The following is a 17,575-nucleotide window of genomic DNA, read 5'->3' as shown; positions in this document are numbered from 1 at the left end:
TCAAAATAGTGGCAACTGCGTCCTAGTGGTGCGTGCAATCCTCAGCTACTCTTCGACGACAAATGGATGTTGTCCTACAAAGTGGTGAACGGATGCAGTATCACTTTATCTCGGGTTTGCCGCGTTCCGGCTCGACCCTGCTTTCTGCGATCCTGCTGCAGAACCCGCGTTTCCACGCCGGCATGAGCAGCCCGGTGAGCCCTTTGTTCAACGGGGTTCTGGCGCAATGCAGCGCTGGCAGCGAGTTCGGCTCGGTGATCGATGCCATCACTCGCCGCCGTTTGTTGCGCGGTTTGTTCGACGCTTATTACGCGGATAAAACCTCCACCCCGGTGGTGTTCGACACCAACCGCCAGTGGTGTGCGCGGATGCCCGCACTGCATGACCTATTCCCCCAGGCCAAGGTAATCGCCTGTGTGCGCAACGTGGCGTGGGTCTTGGACAGCCTTGAACGCCTGTTCCGCGCCAATCCGTTCGAGAACACCAAACTGTTCAACGACGATGACGAGCGCAACACCGTCTACAGCCGTTGCGAAACCCTGGCCCAGCGCAATCGCTTGGTGGGCTTTGCCTGGACGGCGCTCAAAGAGGCTTATTACGGCGAGAACGCCGAGTCGTTGCTGATCGTCGATTACGACTTGTTGAGCCAGGCCCCGGAGCGCGTGATGCGGCTGGTGTATGAGTTCATCGGTGAAGCGTGGTTCGAACATGATTTCAACCACCTGACCTACGACGCGCCGGCCTTTGACCAGGCGCTGGGGCTTACCGGCCTGCACAAGGTCAAGCCCAAGGTCGCCCCACAAGCCCGGCGAACCCTGTTACCGCCGGACCTGTTTGAAAAGTATGCCGCATTGTCGTTCTGGCGCGATGGGTCTGCCAGTGCGGCCAATGTCATTCGTATGAAAACCGACGCCGCGATCAACTGATTGCGGCTTTTCTTTTTTTGCGTGTTCAAAGCGTTCGAGTTCAGGTGATCGTCATGTGGTGGAGCAAAGGCAAATCGCGGGTAACCGAGGGTGCACACGCCCTGGCATCGCCAATGATCATGTTCCTGGAGCCGCGAATGCTGTTCGACGGTGCGGTGGCGGCAACCGTGGCCGATGCCGCGCAGCCGGATGCCCAGCCCACGGCCGAGGCGGTCAAGACCCCCACGGCGGATCAGCCGGCGGACACTCACGCGCCCCAGGGCCAGGTCGATGCGACCCACGCGGCGGTGCCGGGTAAAAGCGTGCTGTTCGTCGACTCCCGAGTCAAGGATTCCGCCAGCCTGCTCGAGGGCGTGGCGCCCGGTACCCAGGTGATACAACTGGATGCGACCAAGGACGGTTTGCAGCAGATCGCCGATTACCTGGACAGCCACCAGGGCGTCAGCTCGGTGCAGATCATCGCCCACGGTAACGCCGGCGATTTGTGGCTTGGCAACAGTTACCTGTCGGCGGATAACGTCCAGACCCGCAGCGAGGTACTGGCGCAGATCGGCCAGGACATGAACGTCGGTGGCGACATCCTGATCTATGGCTGCTACACCGCCGAAGGCGAGCGTGGCTTGAGCCTGGTCGATTCATTAGCGCAGTTGACCGGCCGCGACGTGGCGGGGTCAAACGACCGCACCGGCCTGGGTGGCGACTGGGACCTGGAAATCGCCACAGGCAATATCGAAAGTGCCAACGTGTTGTCGGCCAGCGCCATGAGCGAGTATCAATGGGGCCTGGCCACTTGGACGGCCACCAACAATTTCAATAGCGGCGTGGGCTCCCTGCGCGCCGCCTTGGCGTCTGCACAGAACGGCGACATCGTCACCTTCAATGCCGGCATGACCATCGGGCTGACGTCGGTGCTGGTGGTCGATAAAAACATCACCATCGACGGTGACCTCAATAACGACAACGTTGCTGACGTGACCCTCGACGGCCAGTACCGCACCCAGATCATGAACGTGACGTCCGGCACCACGGCCACGCTTGATGGCCTGGTGATTACCCGGGGGATGAAGGCGGGCGATGGCGGTAACGGCGGTGATGGTGCGCTGGTGTCCCAGGGCGGCGGTATTTACAACGCCGGCACCTTGACCCTGAAAAACGTCACGGTGACCGCCAACGCCGCTTCGGGCGGTGGCGGCGGTGGGGGTGTAACGCCGCAGTACGCCGGTGGCGGCGGTGGTGGTGGTGGCGCGATCACCGGAGGTACCGGTGGCAGGGGGGGCGATACGCTCAACTCCACGGGCTCCAACGGCTCGGCGGGGCAAGGCGGTGCAGGCGGTGGCTTCTTCAACATCGGCGGGCGTGGCGGTTCCACCACCGGTGGTGCGGGCGGCGCGGCGTATCCGGGCTACAGCACCGGTTCGGCTGGCGGTAGCGCGGTCAGTGGCGGATTGTCCATTGGCGGCGGCGGCGGCGGTGACGGGTACAACGACATCGGCGGCGCTGGCGGCGGCGCGGTGGGGGGGATCTACAACGACACTGGCGCGACCCTGCGGATCATCGGCAACACGGTCATCTCCAACAACGTCGGCGCGGGCGGCGGCGGTGGCGGTGGCGGCGCGGGTGGTGGCTACTTGCAAGCGGGCGGAGCGGGCGGCGTCGGTGTCGGTGCCATCTGGAACAAAGGTTCGATCCTGATGACCGCAGCCAACTTCGCTGCCCTGGCCGGCAGCGTCAGCAACGTCGGCGGCAGTGGCGTGGGGGGCACAAGTGCGGGCACTGCGGGTGTTTCGCCTGCGTCGGTGGCCAACATCTACAGTGATGGCGGCACCCTCGACACCAACTATGTGCCGGACGAGACGCCACCCACAGCGACCGTCGTGGTCGCCAATACCAGCCTGAACTCCGGCGGTACGTCGTTGGTGACCATCACCTTCTCCGAAGCCGTGACCGGCCTCACTGCGGCAGACCTGACGGTGCAGAACGGCAGCGTCGGCACCTTGACCACTGGCGACGGCGGAATTACTTGGACGGGAACGTTGACCGCGGCCAGCAACATCGCTGACACCACCAATATCATCACCCTGAACAACACCGGCGTGGCCGACTTGGCCGGCAATGCCGGCGTGGGCACCACCGACTCGAACAATTATGTGGTCAACGATACCGTGGCGCCGACCGCATCCATCGTGATCGCCGACACGGCCCTCAGGATCGGTGAAACCAGCCTGGTGACCATTACCTTCAGCGAAGCGGTGAGCGGTTTCACCACCGCCGACCTGACCGTGGCCAATGGCTCTCTCACGGGCCTGAGCAGCAGTGACGGTGGTATCACCTGGACGGCCACGCTGACGCCGGACGCGGTGATCACCGATGCGACGAATCTCGTTGTCCTCAATAACACGGGTGTGTCGGACCTCAATGGCAACGCTGGCGTGGGGACAACCAACTCCAACAACTACGCCATCGACACACAACGCCCCACCGCCACTGTCGTGGTGAGCGACACCGCGCTGCGCATCGGTGAAACCTCCGGGGTGACCATCACCTTCACCGAGGCCGTGAGTGGTTTCACCCTCGCCGACCTGAGCGTTGCCAATGGCGTGTTGAGTGGGCTGAGCAGCAGCGATGGCGGCATTACCTGGACCGCGACGCTCACGCCGAGCGCCAGTATCAGCGACACCAGCAACCTGATCACCCTGGATAACACTGGCGTGAGTGACGCGGCGGGCAACGCTGGCAGCGGCACCACCGACTCCAACAACTACGCCGTCGATACGCAGCGCCCAACCGCCACCATCGTAGTGGCCGACACCGCGCTGAAGATCGGCGAAACGTCCTTGGTCACTATCACCTTCAACGAGGCCGTGACCGGCTTCACCCTGGCGGACCTGGCCGTTGTCAGTGGCTCCCTGAGCGGGCTTAGCAGCAGCGACGGTGGGATCACCTGGACCGCGACCCTCACGCCGAGTGCCAGCACCAGCGATGCCACCAACCTGATCACCCTGGCCAATACCGGCGTGGCGGACGCGGCCGGTAATGCTGGCAGTGGTACCACCAGCTCCAACAACTACGCCGTCGACACCCAGCGCCCCAGCGCTACCATTGTGGTGGCCGACAACGCTTTGAGCGTCGGAGAAACCTCGCTGGTGACCATCACCTTCAGCGAAGCGGTGACAGGTTTTACCAGCGCCGACCTGACGGTCGCCAACGGCACGCTTACCGGCCTGAGCAGCGGCGACGGCGGTATCACCTGGACCGGCACGCTCACGCCGAGCGCCAATACCAGCGATGCCAGCAACCTCATCACCCTGGACAACACTGGCGTGAGTGACGCGGCGGGCAACGCTGGCAGCGGCACCACCGACTCCAACAACTACGCCATTGATACCCTGCGCCCGACCGCGACCATTGTGGTGGCCGACAACGCGCTGAGCATCGGCGAAACGTCCTTGGTCACTATCACCTTCAACGAGGCGGTGACCGGTTTCACCCTGGCCGACCTGACCGTCGCCAACGGCAGCCTCAGCGGCTTGAGCACCAGCGACAACATCACCTACACCGCGACCTTCACCCCAAGCGTCGGCACCAGCGATGCCACTAACCTGATCACCCTCAGTAACACCGGCGTCGTGGATGGGGCGGGCAACGTCGGCAGCGGCACCACCGACTCCAACAATTATGCCGTCGACACCCAACGCCCCACCGCGACCATCGTGGTGGCTGACAACGCGTTGAGCGTCGGCGAAACCTCGCTGGTGACCATTACGTTCTCCGAGGCGGTCAACGGTTTCGACAATTCGGACCTGAGCGTGGCCAACGGCACGTTGAGCGCGGTCAGCAGCAGTGATGGTGGTGTCACCTGGACTGCCACCTTCACACCGGCCCTCGGTGTCAGCGACACGTCCAATGTGATTACCCTGAACAATACCGGCATCAATGATGCTGCGGGCAACACAGGTACCGGCACCACCAGCTCCAATAACTACCAGGTCGACACCAACGTGCCGACGGCGACCATCGTCATCGCCGATACCACGCTGAGTATTGGCGAGACATCGTTGGTCACGGTGACCTTCAACTCGGCGGTCAGCGGGTTCGACAATGCGGACCTGACCGTCAGCAACGGCACACTCGGCACCATGAGCAGCACCGACGGCGGCGTCACCTGGACCGCCACGTTCACACCGAGCTCCAGTATTTCCGACACCAGCAACGTGATCACCCTGGACAATACCGGCTTGGTCAACGGCGCAGGCAACGCAGGCGTGGGCACCACCGATTCGAACAACTACGCCGTCGACACGGTGCGGCCGACCGCGACCATCGTCGTGGCCGACACCGTCATTGCCGTCGGCGAGACCTCACTGGTGACCATTACCTTCAGCGAGGCCGTGACGGCGTTCACCAGTGCTGACCTGACCGTCGCCAACGGTGTGGTTTCGGGGCTGAGCAGCAGTGACGGCGGCATCACCTGGACGGCGGCCTTTACGCCGACCAATGGCGTCACCGACACCAGCAACGTCATCACGCTTAACAGTGGAAGCGTCGTTGACTTGGCCGGCAACGCCAACGTTGGCACCACCGATTCCAACAATTACGCGCTGGATACCCAGCGCCCAACCGCAACGATCGTGCTGGCCGATTCCAACCTGAGTGTCGGCGAAACCTCGTTGGTGACCATTACCTTCAGCGAGGCCGTGAGCGGTTTCAGCAACGATGACCTCAGCGTTGCCAACGGTACCCTGAGCACTGTCAGCAGCAGCGACGGCGGCGTGACCTGGACCGCAGTCTTCACCCCGACCCTCGGTGTGCGGGACACCACCAACCTGATTACCCTGGACAACACCGGCGTGAGTGACGCGGCGGGCAATACCGGAACCGGTACCACCGATGGCGCCAACTACAGCATCGATACGCAGGTGCCGACGGCAACCATCGTGGTCGCCGATACATCGCTGAACATCGGTGAAGCCTCGCTGGTAACCATCACCTTCAGCGAAGCGGTGAGCGGTTTCGACAACAGCGACCTGGCCGTCAGCAATGGCACGCTGAGCAACGTGTCGTCCTCCGACGGCGGCATCACCTGGACGGCCATGTTCACGCCGAGCGCGAGTATTTCCGATGCCAGCAACGTGATCACGTTGGACAATGCCGGCGTGAGCAATGTCTCCGGCAACGCAGGTGTCGCCACCACCGACTCCAACAATTTCACGATAGACACCCAGCGCCCAACCGCGACGATCTCCGTGGCTGACAACAACCTGGGCATCGGGCAGACCACCACGGTGACCATCGGCTTCAGTGAAGCGGTCAGCGGTTTTGATCTGTCGGACCTGAGCGTGGCCAATGCTGTGTTGTCCAACCTGGCCAGCAGCGATGGCGGTAAAACCTGGACCGCCACCTTGACGCCGACGGCGGCCATCAGCGATGCCACCAACCTGATCGTAATGGATACCAGTCTGGTGAATGATGCAGCGGGTAACGTCGGCAGCGGAATCGTAATTTCCAACAACTTTGCGATTGATGGGGAGCGGCCTACTGCGACCATCAGCCTAGCTGACCCCAGCCTGACAGTTGGCCAGACCACCACCGTGACCTTCACCTTCAGCGAGAAAGTCACCGGTTTCGACCTGGATGACCTCAGCGTCGCCAACGGCACCTTGTCCAATCTGGCCACCAGCGATGGCGGCAAGACCTGGACCGCGACCCTGACGCCGACGGCGAATATCAACGACCCGAGTAATTTCATCACCCTCGACACCAGCCTGGTGGCTGACCTGGCTGGCAACGCCGGCAGCGGTTTTGCCAACTCCGATAACTTCGGGGTCAACACCCTTGCACTGACCGGCGACCCGCTGTTTCGCGTCACCGACCCGGTTGCGCCCCAGGACGCGCCGAACCCGCCGTTGCAGCCCATCATTTTCGGCCGCCCAAGTGGCGACCTGGGTTCGCCCATCGGCTTTCCGCCGCTGTTTGAACAACGTGAAATGGGCGCAGGCCTGCCGCCGATCGGCCGTATTTTCATCAACGACGGCGCCTCGTCACCCAGCTATATCGCCCAGGTGTTCAGTACCGATGGCAGTGGCGACGGCAGCGGCAGTGGTTTCCTCGGCTTCGGCGGTGGCGACGGCGGGGTGTTTGGCTCAAGCACGTTGTCGGGCCTGTTCAACCGCGACACCGGTGGCAACGATAGCGGCTTCAAGGCGTTCGACAGCAAGTCGATCAAGGGCGGCGGCGAGGCGGCCCAAGGCCTGCGCGGCGTCTTTGGTGCACCGACCCTTGGCCAGCAATTGCAACAGCTCGACGACAAACAACATCGCCAGGTAATCGACCTGGCCCACGCACTGCAACAGATCGGCATCAGCGAAATGCAGGCTTGAATACAACTAATTTCGAGGCAGGAACAGGGGCAGTACAAGGATGAATACACGTCATAAGGTGTTCGGCGCCAGCTTGCTGGTGCTGGCGATCAGCGGTTGCGCGGTCACCAGTAAGCCGATTGAACGCAGTGTCAGCGAGCAACGCGCCCGCAATGATCTGCAAGGCATGTACACGGGACAGGAACCCCTCAGCGGCCCGCTTACCTTGCACCAGGCCATGGCCCGCGCAGTGAAATACAACCTCGAAGGCCGCTTGAAGGTGATGGAAGAAGCCTTGGCCAAGCGCCAGTCGGACCTGTCCAGCTTTGACATGCTGCCGCGCATGGCGCTGTCCGCCGGCTACGCCGGGCGCAACAATACTAACGCCTCCAGCAGCCAGAGCGTGCTCACCGGTACCCAGTCCCTGGAACCCTCGACCTCTCAGGACCGCGACCGTCGTGTGGCAGACTTGACCATGGTGTGGAACGTCCTCGACTTCGGCGTCAGCTACATCAGTGCCAAACAGCAGGGCGACCAGCGCCTGATCATCCAGGAGCGTCGCCGCAAGGTCATCAACACCATCGTCCAGGACGTGCGCTCGGCCTATTGGCGAGCGGTGGCGGCCGAGCGTCTGCTGACCCAGATCGACAGCCTGATGGCGCGGGTCGACCAGGCCCAGACCGACAGCCAGAGCATGAGCGAGCAGCGCATCGGCGACCCGGTCCAGGCCCTTGGCTACCAGCGCTCATTGATCGAGGCCACACGCCAGTTGCAGGAACAGCGCCGCGCCTTGTCCCTGGCCAAGACCGAACTGGCAACCTTGATCAACCTGCCCATGGGCACTGACCTGAAACTGGCCACGCCGGACGATTACGTGGTGCCCCAACTCAAGGTCAACCTGGCGAGCCTGGAACAGGAAGCCCTGGCCAATCGCCCGGAATTGCGCGAGCAGGACTACCAGACCCGCATCAGTGCTGCCGAAACCCGCAAAGCCATGCTGCGCCTGCTGCCCGGCCTGGAGTTTTCCGCCGGTGGCCACTACGACAGCAACTCGTTCCTGGTGGACAACCGCTGGGCCGACTACGGCGCCAAGATCACCTGGAACCTGTTCAACGTGATCTCCGCCCCGGCCGCCATCGACGTCGCCAAGGCCGGTGAAGAAGTCGCCACTGCAAGGCGCCAGGCCATGTCCATCGCGGTACTGGCCCAGGTCTACGTGGCCAACGCCAACTTCCAGGATGCCGTGCGCCAGTTCAAGACCAACGAACAACTGGCCAATATCGACGGGCAGATCCTCACCCAGCTGCGCAACCGCCACCAGGCGGCGGGCCTGGGCGAACTCGACCTGATCCAGGGCGAGCTCAACACCCTGCAAGCCGACCTGCGCCGTGACCTGGCCTACGCCGACCTGCGCAACGCCTACGGCCAGATCTTCGCCAGCGCCGGGCTCGACCCGCTGCCGGAGCAACTGGACTCCGACCGCGTGCAAAGCATCGCCACCGCCCTGGCCAGCCGTGAATCGGCCTGGGCCGCCGGCAACATCGCCGCACCGGTGCCGCGTGCCGTCGCCCAATAACCTGGTGGCGCCGACGGCGAGCATCACGCGCCGTCAACGCGAGGCGCGCAATGGCCATCGCGCAGTGGCGATCCTGCTCACCGGCTTGCCCGCCTCGGGCAAGTCGACCCTGGCCCAGGGCCTGCAGGCCGCGTTCTTCGAGCAAGGGCGCCAGAGCATCGTGCTCGACGGCGATGCCTTGCGCGTGGGACTCAACAAAGACCTGGGCTTTGCCGAGAGCGACCGCCTGGAAAACATCCGCCGCGCCAGCGAACTCGCGGCGTTGCTGGTGGACAACGGGCAGATCGTGATCCTGGCGCTGATTGCGCCCCTGGTGCAATTGCGCGAGGTCTTCGCCGAGCGCCTGGGCGCCGATTATCGGGAAGTGTGGTGCAATGCTTCGCTGGCGGTTTGTGAGCGTCGCGACCCCAAAGGTCATTACGCCCGCGCACGCCGGGGCGAACTACCGGGGTTTACCGGCATTGGTTCGCCGTACGAGCCACCGCCCCACGCGTCGCTGGAACTGGATACCGGCGTGCTGTCGGCACAGCAGGGCGTCGAGCGGTTGTTGGCCTGGTTGGCGCCTGAACTAGACTCTGGGCATTCATCTTCTTAGGAGCCCGCCATGCAATCGCCCGTGCACAGTTTGCCGTCACTGTTCAAACAGCTTGGGCTGCCGGATGACCGGGTCAGTATTGATCAGTTTGTGACCGCCCACTCGCCACTCAAGCCGGATCTGAAATTGGCAGAGGCGTTTTTCTGGACGGAGAGCCAGAAAGCGTTTTTGCGCGAGGAAATTCTGGACGATGCGGATTGGGCGGAAGTGGTGGATGAGTTGAATCTGATATTGCGGGGTGGGCGAGGGGTGTAAATGTGGGAGGGGGCTTGCCCCCGATGGTGGTGGATCATCTAACGAATCTGTTCACTGACACTCCGCTATCGGGAGCAAGCCCCCTCCCACATTCGTCCAGCGGTGTTGCCACTGAATCGCTCCACCCATCGCTAAATTGTTTCAAAACTTGACGCATCTAGCGCCTTTCTTCATATTGATAGTTAGCAAACTAACTGTATGCGAACTATCCAGTGCCTCAATCCCTCGAACAACTCCAGATGAACCTCAGCAGCAGCATGGTGGTAGGCGCCCGTAACTGGCGCAAAATCTGCCAGAGCACGCTGGTCAGCTATGGCATCTCCGAAGCCTGCGCCGTGCCGCTGTTGATGATCGGCCGCCTGGGCGACGGGGTGCATCAGGTCAAAGTGGCCCAGGCGTCGGGGATGGAAAGCCCGTCGCTGGTGCGTCTGCTCGACCGGCTGTGCCATGACGGCTATGTGTGCCGTACCGAAGACATCCACGACCGCCGCGCCAAGGCCCTGAGCCTGACCGAGCGTGGTCGCCAGTTGGTGCAGGCGGTGGAGGTGCAATTGGTGCGCCTGCGCCGCGAAGTGCTGGCGGACCTTCCGACCGCCGATATGGAAGCCGCACTGCGCGTACTGCGGGCCTTTGAGGCGGCGACGCTTTGAACGGATTTTTTACCGGTTTTCCGCCCGCCCGTGACTGGTTCTATGGGGTTCGTACCTTCGCCGCGTCGATGATCGCGTTGTACATCGCCATGCTGATGCAAATGCCGCGTCCGTACTGGGCGATGGCTACGGTGTATATCGTCTCCAGCCCGTTTGTCGGTCCTACCAGTTCCAAGGCGTTGTACCGCGCCATCGGCACCTTGATGGGGGCGGCGGCGGCGGTGTTTTTTGTGCCGATGTTTGTGCAATCGCCGTACATCCTGGTGGTGGTGATCGCACTGTGGACGGGCACCTTGCTGTTCCTCTCCATGCACCTGCGCACCGCCAACAACTATGCCTTGATGCTCGCCGGCTACACCTTGCCGCTGATCGCCCTGCCGGTGGTGGATAACCCGCTGGCGGTGTGGGATGTGGCCGAGGCGCGCACAGAAGAAATCTTCCTCGGCATTGCGGTCGCAGCGGTGGTGGGCGCGATGTTCTGGCCATGGCGGCTGATGCCGGTGTTCGATGGCGCGGTGGCCAAGTGGTTCAGCGACGCCCAGGTCTACAGCCAGCGCTTTCTCACCCGCAATGTGCAGCCGGAAGAAGTCAGCACCCTGCGCGGCGGCATGGTTGCCACCTTCAATACCCTTGAATTGATGATCGGCCAGCTGCCCCACGAAGGCGCGCGGCCGCAGACGGTGCGCAATACCAAGGAATTGCGCGGGCGCATGATCCACCTGCTGCCGTTGGTGGAGGAACTCGACGATGCGCTGTATGCCGTCGAACAGCGTGCGCCGCAGTTTCTAGAGCAACTGACGCCGCTGCTGGAAGCCATCCGGCAGTGGCTGGAAAACACCACCGAAAGCGCACCGCTGGAACGCTGGCGCGCCCTGCGTGACCAGGTCGACGCCCAGCAACCCCACGGCGAAGCTTTGGATGACCGCCACACGCTGCTGTTCTCCAACGCCCTCTACCGCCTCGGTGAGTGGATCGACCTGTGGCAAGACTGTCGCAGCCTGCAAGCCGCCATCCAGTGCGAAAGCCAGGACACCTGGCGTGCCGTGTACCGCCACTGGCGCCTGGGCCGGCTCACGCCGTTCCTCGACCGTGGCCTGATGTTCTACTCGGCGTTTTCCACCGTCACCGCGATCATCGTCGCTTCGGTACTGTGGATTCTGCTGGGCTGGACCGACGGCGGCAGCGCGGTGATCCTGGCAGCGGTGGCCTGCAGCTTTTTCGCCTCGATGGACGACCCGGCACCGCAGATATATCGGTTCTTTTTCTGGACCGCCATGTCGGTGCTGTTCGCCAGCCTCTATCTGTTCCTGGTCCTGCCCAACCTGCATGATTTCCCGATGCTGGTACTGGCGTTCGCGGTGCCGTTCATCTGCATCGGCACGCTGACCGTGCAGCCACGTTTTTACCTGGGCATGCTGCTGACGCTGGTGAACACCTCGTCGTTCATCAGCATCCAGGGCGCCTACGACGCAGACTTCCTCAACTTCGCCAACGTCAACCTGGCCGGGCCCGTGGGCCTGCTGTTCGCCTTTGTGTGGACGTTGATCGCACGGCCCTTCGGCGCCGAACTGGCGGCCAAGCGCCTGACCCGTTTCAGCTGGCGCGACATCGTCGGTCTGACCGAGCCCGCTACTCTGAACGAACACCGGCACCTGGCCGCGCAAATGCTCGACCGCCTGATGCAGCACCTGCCGCGCCTGGCGTTGATCAACCAGGACACCGGCAGCGCCCTGCGCGACTTGCGCGTGGCACTCAACCTGCTCGACCTGCTGGCCTATTCGCCGCGCATCCTCGGCGTACCGCGGGTGCTGCTCAACCAAGTGGTGGAAGGTGTGGGCGGTTACTTCAAAGCCTGCCTCAAGGCGGGTGAACGCTTGCCCGCGCCCAGCGGTCTGCTGATGACCCTCGACCGCACGCGCCGCGCCCTCAACGGCCAGGGCCTGCAAGACGAAGACGATACCCGCCTGCACCTGCTGCACGCGCTGGCCGGCCTTCGCCTGGCCTTGTTGCCGGGTGTGGAATTCATTGGCGGCACGGAGATGGAAGCGCCGCTACCCGATGGAGCGCCTTTATGATCGGTGACCTGGACATCAGCGGGGTGTTCCTGCCCACGCTGCTGGTGCTGATGGGCATTACGTACGTGTTATTCCTGGTGGTTCACGGGCTGTTGACCCGCGTCCACTTCTATCGCCTGGTCTGGCACCGGGCATTGTTCAATGTGGGGCTCTACGCGCTGTTGCTGGGCGCGGTGGACTCACTCAGTCGATACCTGATGACATGAAAAAACCTTTTTTGACCATCGGCCGTGTAGTCCTGACGTTGTTGATCGTGAGCTTCGCGGTCGTCGTTGTGTGGCGCATGGTCATGTACTACATGTTTGCCCCCTGGACCCGTGACGGCCACATCCGTGCCGACATCGTGCAGATCGCGCCCGACGTGTCCGGGCTGATCCAGCGCGTCGATGTACGCGACAACCAACTGGTGACCAAGGGGCAGGTACTGTTTGCCGTGGACCAGGACCGCTTCAAGCTGGCCCTGCGCCAAGCCCAGGCCGCCGTGGCCGACCGCCAGGAAACCCTGGCCCAGGCCCAGCGCGAGTACAAGCGTAACCGTGGCCTCGGCAACCTGGTGCCCAGCGAGCAACTGGAAGAAAGCCAGTCCCGCGTTGCCCGCGCCCAGTCGGCCCTGGCCGAAGCGCAAGTGACGGTGGATTCGGCCCAACTCAACCTCGATCGCTCCGTCATCCGCAGCCCGGTGGACGGCTACGTCAACGACCGCGCGCCGCGTACCCAGGAATTCGTCACCGCCGGGCGGCCGGTGCTGTCGGTGGTGGACAGCAATTCCTTCCATATCGACGGCTACTTCGAAGAGACCAAACTCGACGGCATCCACGTCGGCATGGGCGTCGACATCCGTGTGATCGGCGACAACGCCCGTCTGCACGGCCATGTGCAGAGCATCGTCGCCGGTATCGAAGACCGCGACCGCAGCAGCGGCTCGAACCTGCTGCCCAACGTCAACCCAGCGTTCAGCTGGGTGCGCCTGGCCCAGCGGATTCCGGTGCGCATCGCCTTTGACGATGTACCGGCGGACTTCCGCATGATCGCCGGGCGTACGGCGACCGTGTCGATCATTGGCGACAAACCCAACGAGGGAGCCAAGCCATGAAGCAGCTTTGGGCAACCGCTGCGCTGGGGTTGTTGCTGTCGGCCTGCCAAGTGGTGGGGCCGGATTACAAGCTGCCGCCAACGTCTGCCGTCAACCGCGCTGACCTGCAAGGGCAACTGGCGGGCGAGGGCAACAACGTGGTGTCGGCGCCAGTGCCGGCCGACTGGTGGAAGCTCTACAAAGACCCGCGCCTGGACGAGTTGGTGCGCCAGGCCATGGCCTCCAACACCGACCTGCGCGTGGCCGCTGCCAACTTGCAGCGCGCGCGTTATCAGACCCAACAAGCTGAATCTGCCGGCGGCTGGAGTGCCGGCGCCAAGGCCGAGGTGCAGCGCCTGCAGGAATCCGGCGAAGCGTTTTTGCAGGCGGACAAAGTGCCGGTGGACAACATCGGCAGCGTGGGCATTACCACCTCGTATCAATTCGACCTGTTCGGCACCTTGCAACGTGGCATCGAAAGCGCCCAGGCCAGCGCCGATGCGGCCCAGGCCGCCGCCGATATCGCGCGCATCACCCTGGTGGCCGATGTGGTGCGCTCCTACACCCAGGTGTGCGCGGCCAACGAAGAACTGGCGATTGCCAACGAGTCCCTCGACCTGCAAGCCCAGAGCACCAAACTGACCCAACGCCTGCGTGACGCGGGCCGTGGTGATGAAACCCAGGTCACCCGCTCGCAAACCCAATACAAATCCTTGCGCGCCGACATGCCGCGCTATGAAGCGGCGCGCCAGGCCGGGCTGTTCCGCCTGTCGATGCTGCTGGCCAAGCCAGTGGACCAACTGCCGGCGGGCACCGGCACCTGCGCCGAGCTGCCGCACATCGCCCAATTGTTGCCGGTGGGCGACGGTGCGGCACTGCTCAAGCGTCGCCCCGACGTGCGCCAGGCCGAGCGCCAACTGGCCGCCGCCACCGCACGTATCGGTGTGGCCACCGGCGCCTTGTACCCGGACATCGCCATCGGCGCCACGGTGGGCACCGTGGGCCTGCTCGACAACCTCGGCCAGCCGGCGACCAACCGCTGGGGCTTCGGCCCGATGATCAGCTGGACGGTGCCGACCAACGGCGCCCGTGCGCGCATCCACGAAGCCGAAGCCGCGACCCAGGGCGCCCTGGCGCATTTCGACGGCGTGGTCCTCAACGCCATCCGCGAAACCCAGACCGGCCTGGCGCAATACACCGCCGTGTTGCAACGGCGCGAGGCGCTGGCGGACGCCGAGCACTCGGCCCAAGAGGCTGCGGACCAGACCCACCGGTTCTTCCAGGCCGGCCGCGAATCGTTTCTCGCCGACCTGCAAGCCACCCGCACCTACACCGCGATGCGTGCGCAGCTGGCGGCGGCAAACACTCAGGTTGCCATGAGCCAGATCGATCTGTTCCTGGCCCTGGGCGGCGGCTGGGAAAGCGGACGAACGCAAGCGTCACAGCCCGGCAAACCCTGAGCGAATGACTATGCTTTGTCAGGTGGAGCGCACTGCGGTTTGACGGGCAGGTGCTCCCCTGACACTGCTCGCGTTTGCTCATGGGGATTCCAATAATGAAAAACCCTTATGCTCCCGCTTTCTGGTGCGTGCTCTTCGCACTGGTGTTGTTATCGGCCGCGTATTTCTACGGCGTCATGCTCGCCCATCAACTCGACAAGGCCATGGTGTTTCTCGACAGCGCCTGCCTGGTGATCGGCACCCTGTCCATCGGCGTCGTCGCCTGGGCCTCTTACCAAAATCAACGGGTCAAGAAAAAACTCCTGGAACAAGGCAAGACCCGCGTAGCGATCTGGGACACCAAGGTCGCGCTGCGCCGGGTCGAAACCGTGTTCGACCGCTATTTCTGGGGCAGCTATTGGCAGCCTGGGCGCACCTTCCAGGAGGTCATGGGCGACCTTACCGGCACGCCCCTGGAAAAAAGCCTCGAAGTCCTGAAAAAACAGTGTGTATTGCTGGATCGGCAGGTCGCCGAGGGCCGGCATTGGCTCAATAACGCGCGGGAATTGTCCGACGTTGCCACGCAGATGGCCCGTGAGCGCTACCAACTGGACTTCTGCGACCCCAAGTCCGACACCCCCGGCAATGCGGTCATACACCGCGAGTTTGAGGTGCTGGTATACACCTGGACGGCACGCCTGAAGAGTTTCGACCACCAACTCGACGAGATCGAATTGGAGTATTCGTGAACCAACTGCACGCCTGACCCCTCTGAGAAAGCTGGGCCGTTCGCGGCTGCCAGTGCTAATCTTCTCCCCGTTTTCGGCGGGCTTGAGCCAACCCCAACAGGGTTCAAGGAAGACAGCCCACTTCTCACAGGATTTGATCAGGTCACTTCATGAATAAGCCAGCAGTCGTTCTTTTGGGTTTTGTTGTCGCCGTAGGCGTCGTCAGTGCAGGCGGCGCCTGGTACACCGGTAAACAGCTGGAGCCGGTGCTGCAAACCGCGATCCAGAACGCCAACAAGGAACTGCAGACGTCCATGGCCGGCGTCGATGGCACCGTGGCCCTGGAGCTGGTGTCCCTGGAGCGTGGCGTATTCAGCAGCACCGCCCATTACCGCTTGAAAGGCCAGGGTTCGGTCTTCGGCGAAGAAAACCCTAATCCGGAACTGCTGTTCGTCGACCATATCGAACACGGCCCGCTGCCGTTCTCGCGTCTGGTGACGCTCAAATGGCTGCCGGTCATGGCCACCAGTCACTACGAACTGGAAAAGAACGCCACCACCGAGAAGTGGTTCGCCGCCGCCAAAGACGTATCGCCGCTCAAGGGCGTGGCCAATATCGGCTATAGCCGTTCGGTCAACGGCAACATCGAATTGCTGCCCCTGGAGTTCAAGGACGCCGCAGCGTCGGCGAGCTTCTCTGGCGCCAACCTGAATTTCGACAGCACCGCCGAAGGCCAGAAGGTCAAGGCTGACGGCTTCATGAACAGCTTCAAGATCGCCGGGCTGGATGGCAAGGGCGAACACTTCGAAGCTGAATTGTCTGGCCTGACCATCGCCAGCAACCTGGAAAAATCCACCTTTGGCTTCTACACCGGGCAAAACACCGTTGAGCTGACCGACAGCAAGTTCACCTTCGGCCCGCAGAAAGCCGTGTTGACCGTCAAAGGCTTCGAGCAGAAAGACTCCAGCGAAACCAAGGACAACAACCTGGCCGGCCGTGTCGACTACAAGATCGACGAGATCGGTTACCAAGGCAAACCCGTGGGTTCGGCGGCCATGGCCCTGAGCATGAAGAATGTCGACATCCCGGCCATGCTGGTGCTGACCAAGCTTTACCAGGACAAGATGCAGCCGGTGCAAGCCGCCGCCGCAGCGGGCGAGCCTGCACCTGAGCTGCAACTGAACGAAGCCGAGCAGGCCCTTGCCGAAGCGAACGTCAACCAGGTACTGGCCGCCAAGCCGCAACTGGCGGTGGAAAACCTGTCCCTGAAAACCACCCATGGCGAAAGCAAGTTCAACCTGCTGGTGGACCTGGCCAAGCCGGCGTCCATGGAGCTGCCGCCGGTTGAACTGGGCAAGCAGATGATTGCATTGCTGGACGCCAACCTGACGCTGTCCAAGCCGATGATAGGTGACGTCGCCGCCCTGCAAGCGCAACTCGGTGGCGTGAGCGACCCGAAAGCCATCGAACAGCAGTCCCAAATGGCCGCCGAGATGGTCAGCGGCATGGCGGTCGGCACTCAGTTGGCGACCCTGGTCGGCAGCGATGTGGTGTCCAAGCTGCACTACGCCAACAATGAAGTGACCTTCAACGGCCAGAAAATGACCGTCGAGCAGTTCATTGGGTTTGTGATGGCCAAGTTCGGCGCGGTCAGCGGCGCTCAGTAATATTTCGCCATCGCCCCGAAGTAAATAATGTGGGAGGCCCCACTACCTTTGCGACCTAGCGCTGTCGCACAGCAAACTGGGTCTCTGTGGCGAGCGGGCTTGTCCCGCGTTGGGGTGCGAAGCGCCCCTGATGAAGGCGAATGCGCTATATCAAGCACTCCTCGCCTGGTTTTGGGGCTGCTGCGCAGCCCAACGCGGGACAAGCCCGCTCGCCACAAGGCTGGCACCCCGTTATC

Annotated in this window: 12 protein-coding genes; all 12 read left to right on the top strand. The window is 62.9% G+C overall.

The features are described from left to right. Window positions 1-92 precede the first annotated feature (92 nt). The 12 genes from FBY10_RS10700 (at window position 93) to FBY10_RS10645 (ending at window position 17,339) form a co-directional block, all read left to right on the top strand. Window positions 93-926: a sulfotransferase gene (locus FBY10_RS10700; RefSeq protein WP_131700491.1), complete on the top strand. Its 834-nt coding sequence runs from the start codon at window positions 93-95 to the stop codon at window positions 924-926. Between the two features lie 53 nt (window positions 927-979). Further along, entirely contained in the window at window positions 980-7,303 is a 6,324-nt protein-coding gene (locus FBY10_RS10695) for an Ig-like domain-containing protein (RefSeq protein WP_145335697.1), read from the top strand. Between the two features lie 40 nt (window positions 7,304-7,343). Continuing rightward, entirely contained in the window at window positions 7,344-8,858 is a 1,515-nt protein-coding gene (locus tag FBY10_RS10690) for a TolC family protein (protein ID WP_131700493.1), read from the top strand. After that, window positions 8,842-9,453 (top strand): adenylyl-sulfate kinase, encoded by a 612-nt coding sequence (gene cysC / locus FBY10_RS10685; RefSeq protein WP_131700494.1) that lies wholly within the window; start codon window positions 8,842-8,844, stop codon window positions 9,451-9,453. The genes FBY10_RS10690 and cysC overlap by 17 nt, the downstream gene beginning before the upstream one ends. Window positions 9,454-9,462: 9 nt before the next feature. After that, window positions 9,463-9,708 (top strand): DUF2789 domain-containing protein, encoded by a 246-nt coding sequence (locus FBY10_RS10680; RefSeq protein ID WP_145335699.1) that lies wholly within the window; start codon window positions 9,463-9,465, stop codon window positions 9,706-9,708. A 239-nt stretch (window positions 9,709-9,947) separates the two neighbouring features. Then, a complete protein-coding gene (locus FBY10_RS10675; RefSeq protein ID WP_145335701.1) occupies window positions 9,948-10,358 on the top strand; it encodes a MarR family winged helix-turn-helix transcriptional regulator in 411 nt (136 codons plus the stop codon). Further along, complete coding sequence (locus FBY10_RS10670) at window positions 10,355-12,433, top strand: FUSC family protein (RefSeq protein ID WP_145335703.1); 2,079 nt, start codon at window positions 10,355-10,357, stop codon at window positions 12,431-12,433. Before FBY10_RS10675 ends, FBY10_RS10670 begins: the two co-directional genes overlap by 4 nt. Next, window positions 12,430-12,639: a DUF1656 domain-containing protein gene (locus tag FBY10_RS10665; RefSeq protein ID WP_012721577.1), complete on the top strand. Its 210-nt coding sequence runs from the start codon at window positions 12,430-12,432 to the stop codon at window positions 12,637-12,639. The genes FBY10_RS10670 and FBY10_RS10665 overlap by 4 nt, the downstream gene beginning before the upstream one ends. Next, a complete protein-coding gene (locus FBY10_RS10660; RefSeq protein ID WP_090401202.1) occupies window positions 12,636-13,526 on the top strand; it encodes an efflux RND transporter periplasmic adaptor subunit in 891 nt (296 codons plus the stop codon). Before FBY10_RS10665 ends, FBY10_RS10660 begins: the two co-directional genes overlap by 4 nt. Further along, entirely contained in the window at window positions 13,523-14,965 is a 1,443-nt protein-coding gene (locus FBY10_RS10655) for an efflux transporter outer membrane subunit (protein ID WP_145335705.1), read from the top strand. The genes FBY10_RS10660 and FBY10_RS10655 overlap by 4 nt, the downstream gene beginning before the upstream one ends. Before the next feature lie 95 nt (window positions 14,966-15,060). Then, a complete protein-coding gene (locus FBY10_RS10650) occupies window positions 15,061-15,693 on the top strand; it encodes an NADH:ubiquinone oxidoreductase subunit N (RefSeq protein WP_131700499.1) in 633 nt (210 codons plus the stop codon). Window positions 15,694-15,842: 149 nt separating this feature from the next. Then, on the top strand, window positions 15,843-17,339 hold the full coding sequence (locus FBY10_RS10645) for a YdgA family protein (protein ID WP_145335707.1): 1,497 nt from the start codon (window positions 15,843-15,845) through the stop codon (window positions 17,337-17,339). Window positions 17,340-17,575 lie beyond the last annotated feature (236 nt).

The sequence above is a fragment of the Pseudomonas sp. SJZ103 genome, assembly GCF_007828335.1.
Taxonomy (GTDB): Bacteria; Pseudomonadota; Gammaproteobacteria; order Pseudomonadales; family Pseudomonadaceae; genus Aquipseudomonas.
The sequence above is the reverse complement of the archived record's forward strand: the minus strand, read 5'-3'. Positions and strand labels throughout refer to the sequence as shown.

Excerpts from the sequence above, each read along its gene's own strand:
- FBY10_RS10700 (WP_131700491.1), top strand. The coding sequence starts at position 93 with ATGCAGTATCACTTTATCTCGGGTTTGCCGCGTTCCGGCTCGACCCTG.
- FBY10_RS10680 (WP_145335699.1), top strand. The coding sequence starts at position 9,463 with ATGCAATCGCCCGTGCACAGTTTGCCGTCACTGTTCAAACAGCTTGGG.
- FBY10_RS10675 (WP_145335701.1), top strand. The coding sequence starts at position 9,948 with ATGAACCTCAGCAGCAGCATGGTGGTAGGCGCCCGTAACTGGCGCAAA.
- FBY10_RS10665 (WP_012721577.1), top strand. The coding sequence starts at position 12,430 with ATGATCGGTGACCTGGACATCAGCGGGGTGTTCCTGCCCACGCTGCTG.
- FBY10_RS10650 (WP_131700499.1), top strand. The coding sequence starts at position 15,061 with ATGAAAAACCCTTATGCTCCCGCTTTCTGGTGCGTGCTCTTCGCACTG.
- FBY10_RS10660 (WP_090401202.1), top strand. The coding sequence starts at position 12,636 with ATGAAAAAACCTTTTTTGACCATCGGCCGTGTAGTCCTGACGTTGTTG.
- FBY10_RS10645 (WP_145335707.1), top strand. The coding sequence starts at position 15,843 with ATGAATAAGCCAGCAGTCGTTCTTTTGGGTTTTGTTGTCGCCGTAGGC.
- FBY10_RS10655 (WP_145335705.1), top strand. The coding sequence starts at position 13,523 with ATGAAGCAGCTTTGGGCAACCGCTGCGCTGGGGTTGTTGCTGTCGGCC.
- FBY10_RS10690 (WP_131700493.1), top strand. The coding sequence starts at position 7,344 with ATGAATACACGTCATAAGGTGTTCGGCGCCAGCTTGCTGGTGCTGGCG.
- FBY10_RS10695 (WP_145335697.1), top strand. The coding sequence starts at position 980 with ATGTGGTGGAGCAAAGGCAAATCGCGGGTAACCGAGGGTGCACACGCC.